Annotated in this window: 2 protein-coding genes and 2 pseudogenes; all 4 read right to left on the minus strand. The window is 49.7% G+C overall.

The features are described 5' to 3' along the window. Positions 1-874, minus strand: a pseudogene (locus ABJ99_RS14540) (DNA topoisomerase); the annotation flags it as partial. A gap of 592 nt (positions 875-1,466) precedes the next feature. Continuing rightward, positions 1,467-2,246, minus strand: a complete 780-nt coding sequence (locus ABJ99_RS14545; protein ID WP_005740006.1) for a hypothetical protein — start codon at positions 2,244-2,246, stop codon at positions 1,467-1,469. Then, positions 2,246-2,428, minus strand: coding sequence for a hypothetical protein (locus tag ABJ99_RS14550; protein ID WP_004663588.1), 183 nt, complete (start codon positions 2,426-2,428; stop codon positions 2,246-2,248). The genes ABJ99_RS14545 and ABJ99_RS14550 overlap by 1 nt, the downstream gene beginning before the upstream one ends. Positions 2,429-2,924: 496 nt before the next feature. After that, positions 2,925-3,081: pseudogene (locus ABJ99_RS29205) on the minus strand (PilL N-terminal domain-containing protein); the annotation flags it as partial.

The following is a 3,081-nucleotide window of genomic DNA, read 5'->3' on the forward strand; positions in this document are numbered from 1 at the left end:
GCACACCTCTTGCAGCGTACTCAGATCGAACGGCAGCGGAGCACTATCACGGGCACGCTCGGTCTCCACAGAGATGGCTGTAGCCGTCTGGCTATTTTTCAGTGCATTGAGCGCGGCAGCCGCTGCACTCTGATCAAGGCAGCGTCCTTCTTCGTCGGTGACTGACTCATCGGCGACCCATTTAGCCAGGAACGAGTGTCCGGCAGCGCAGAGCTGAACGTCGAGGTTCCAGAACGGTTTGGGGATGAAGTTTGCAATTTCCCGGTCCCGGTCGACCACCAGGCGAAGGGTCGGTGTTTGAACACGGCCGACGGACAGCACGCCGGTGTACCCGGCCTGTCGTCCGAGCAGGGTAAACAGCCGCGAGAAGTTCATGCCGATTAACCAGTCCGCCCTAGAGCGTGCGAGCGCTGATAGGTATAGCGGATAGGTTTCCGCACCCTGTTTGAAGCTGTTGAGCGCCTGGCGAATGGAGGTCATTCAGGGCCGAAAGCCAAAGCCTCTGAATCGGCCCACGGTACCCACAATATTCGATCAGCTCGCGCGCGATCATTTCACCTTCGCGGTCGGCATCGGTCGCGATCACCAGTTCTGTCGCCTCTTTGAGCAACTGCTTCACGACCTTGAACTGGCTGGCGGTCTTCGGTTTGACGATGACTTTCCACTGTGCTGGTAGAATGGGAAGCGTATCCAGGCTCCAGTTTTTAAGGTGATCGCCGTAGGCATCCGGCGCAGCAGTTTCCAGCAAGTGGCCAATGCCCCACGTGACGACAACGCCTGGCCCCTTGATACAGCCGTTGCCTCGTGTTTTAGCGCCGAGGACAGCGGCAATGTCTTTACCCTGGCTGGGCTTCTCGCACAGATACAAACGCATAAGGACTCCGATGAGGGCTTGCGGCTCAAAGGGAAACCTTGCCTGTCTGCTGAATGAAACGCTCTAGGAAACCGTAGATTAGTTCTGGGGGGTTGAAATTTCGCTTTGTGTGGTGCTCTTCTGATTCTTTTTGGCGGTTCTTGACATCGAAAAGCTGATATACAACGCCATACAGAATCCGGCCTCTTGCTCCGACCGAACTGGACCTAAGGAGCCGCTGATTTATTCGGTTTTCGTCCCAGCAACGCTCTGGAGGCCTTGATTTATCAGGGGGCAACAGCTGTGCTTTAGAACAAATCAGCGTCGCCCTAAACGCCGCAGAATGCGATAACGGTCTGATGAGTGTTCAAAAGTTATTTAGTATACTGTTTGCGTAATAACCTACTAATTATCGATAAGGTAACCCGTTGATAAAAGTTGACTCTACGGGAATCAGCAGCTATTTCTTTCGAAAACAGTGCGCTAGTGTACTGTTTTCGAAAAAGCCAGCTGCTGACTAATGGAAAATTCAAATTTTATCAATGACTTAGGTTGCAGGTCATGGGTAAATTATTTCGCAAACAGTACACTAGAAGTTTCGATTTTAAGATATTTATTGTCGTTTTTTGAACTGGTTCCATATTTCTTCCTCGTACGGGCTCATAGAAACAATGTTTTTTTGAGAGAGTACGATTGAGAAATCGATTTTTCGGCCTTTAAGCGTCATCTCTTTAGTTACAGCAGAGTAATCTGTGGTATAGGTAACCTTTAAAGAATCTTTATCCCTATAGCCACTCATGGTTGGAACAATCTCGAAATCTTCATCCATACCACCGGCTTCGTGCAAATCGCCGATATGCGAGACTCGCCCGACGTAAACCTTACGATCTTCCATAGAGAACATGTACAGACCGTTCTCATCCCGCATAGATCTCATGAGATGCCGCGTCAGTGGTCGGCTAGGTACCTTTGATGCTAGAATCAGACCTTTGATGGTCGGAGCCAATGCCCTATGCCTAATCATGAGCAGTAGCGTAAACAGGCGTGGTGATAGCCAAGCTATTACCAATGAGATCGCGGATGCTTGAACAAGAAACGCCCATATGGGCGCCTCTCTGGCTTCAGTTATTTGGTTATGGATAAGAAAGCCTTTGAAGTACTTGATATAATCAATATATTTGCTTGGTTCCGATGCAAAAAAACCATGTTTGCTCGCGTAAATTAACCCAAAGCTTGCAGCGCAACCAACAGCAAAAATGAAAATTCCAGTCTTGGCTATCAGCATGTACAAAAGCTGACCGTCGTAGCGGCTCATGGTCGCTTGCCGGTAAATGCTTCCACTGCAGAATAGGTAGCCGCTAACCAAAATAGGCAGAATGAGAAGCAGCCCCATCAGCCATTAGCCACAATTTTTCTTGCTTTTTCGCTAGCTTCAATGAAGCGTTTGCTTGTCAGGATTTCTTGAGTGTCAATTGACATTCCACCGCGATCGCTGATGCGTAACGTTTTGAGTCCGCGCAGCGATTCAAGGATTTCTTTTTCATGCTTGCTAGTTTTAAAAAGTAACCCAAGCATTTTCATTCTCCAGGTCGGCTTTCGTGGAAACGCATGAACAATGTCCAATTCTGTTCATTCACCGCTTAATCTAGCACAGCGCACGCGAATTTTCTCATCTATCGTTCAGTTTAGGCAATTGAGAACAAAGGCTTTTAACCGCTTTGCCAAGCTGCGTGCAAGGCGCGAAGAACACGGCTATCTGGTACCTTATGGAGACGCTGATTTATTCTAAAACCCAGCTGTTGACCCTGATAAATCAAGGCCTCCAGAGCGTTGCAGGGACGAAAAATCGAATAAATCAGCGGCTCCCTAACGCATTGCTTGTCGCGGTGTCAGGTCATGAGAGTTTTCTTTATGCGTATAGGGCGTGTGGGCTTTGTCAGCTTTTTTCGTTCGAGCTCCGGCTGTCGCGTAACTCTGCATACTCGGCCAAGGCGTTCCTATAGATGAGAACCTTCCACTCATGTACCAGCCACCGCCCCATTTACAGTTTCCCTTGGTATGCGGGCACGGGCGATGACTTTTGCTGTGTCGGGGAGTCTTCCGCAGGTTTTGGAGTTTCCGGCAATTGGTAACCAGGGCGCAGTACAAAACACACGCCGCGCGTCACTTCGTTGACCTTGACCTGCCATGCGGGACCTGCGAGGACCTGCAGGGTGTTGCGCAGGCTC

The organism is Pseudomonas syringae pv. cilantro (genome assembly GCF_001293775.1).
GTDB lineage: Bacteria > Pseudomonadota > Gammaproteobacteria > Pseudomonadales > Pseudomonadaceae > Aquipseudomonas > Aquipseudomonas syringae_P.

Bases quoted from the DNA above. Each gene is read 5' to 3' on its own strand.
- ABJ99_RS14550 (WP_004663588.1), bottom strand. From the start codon at position 2,428: ATGCTTGGGTTACTTTTTAAAACTAGCAAGCATGAAAAAGAAATCCTT.
- ABJ99_RS14545 (WP_005740006.1), bottom strand. From the start codon at position 2,246: ATGGGGCTGCTTCTCATTCTGCCTATTTTGGTTAGCGGCTACCTATTC.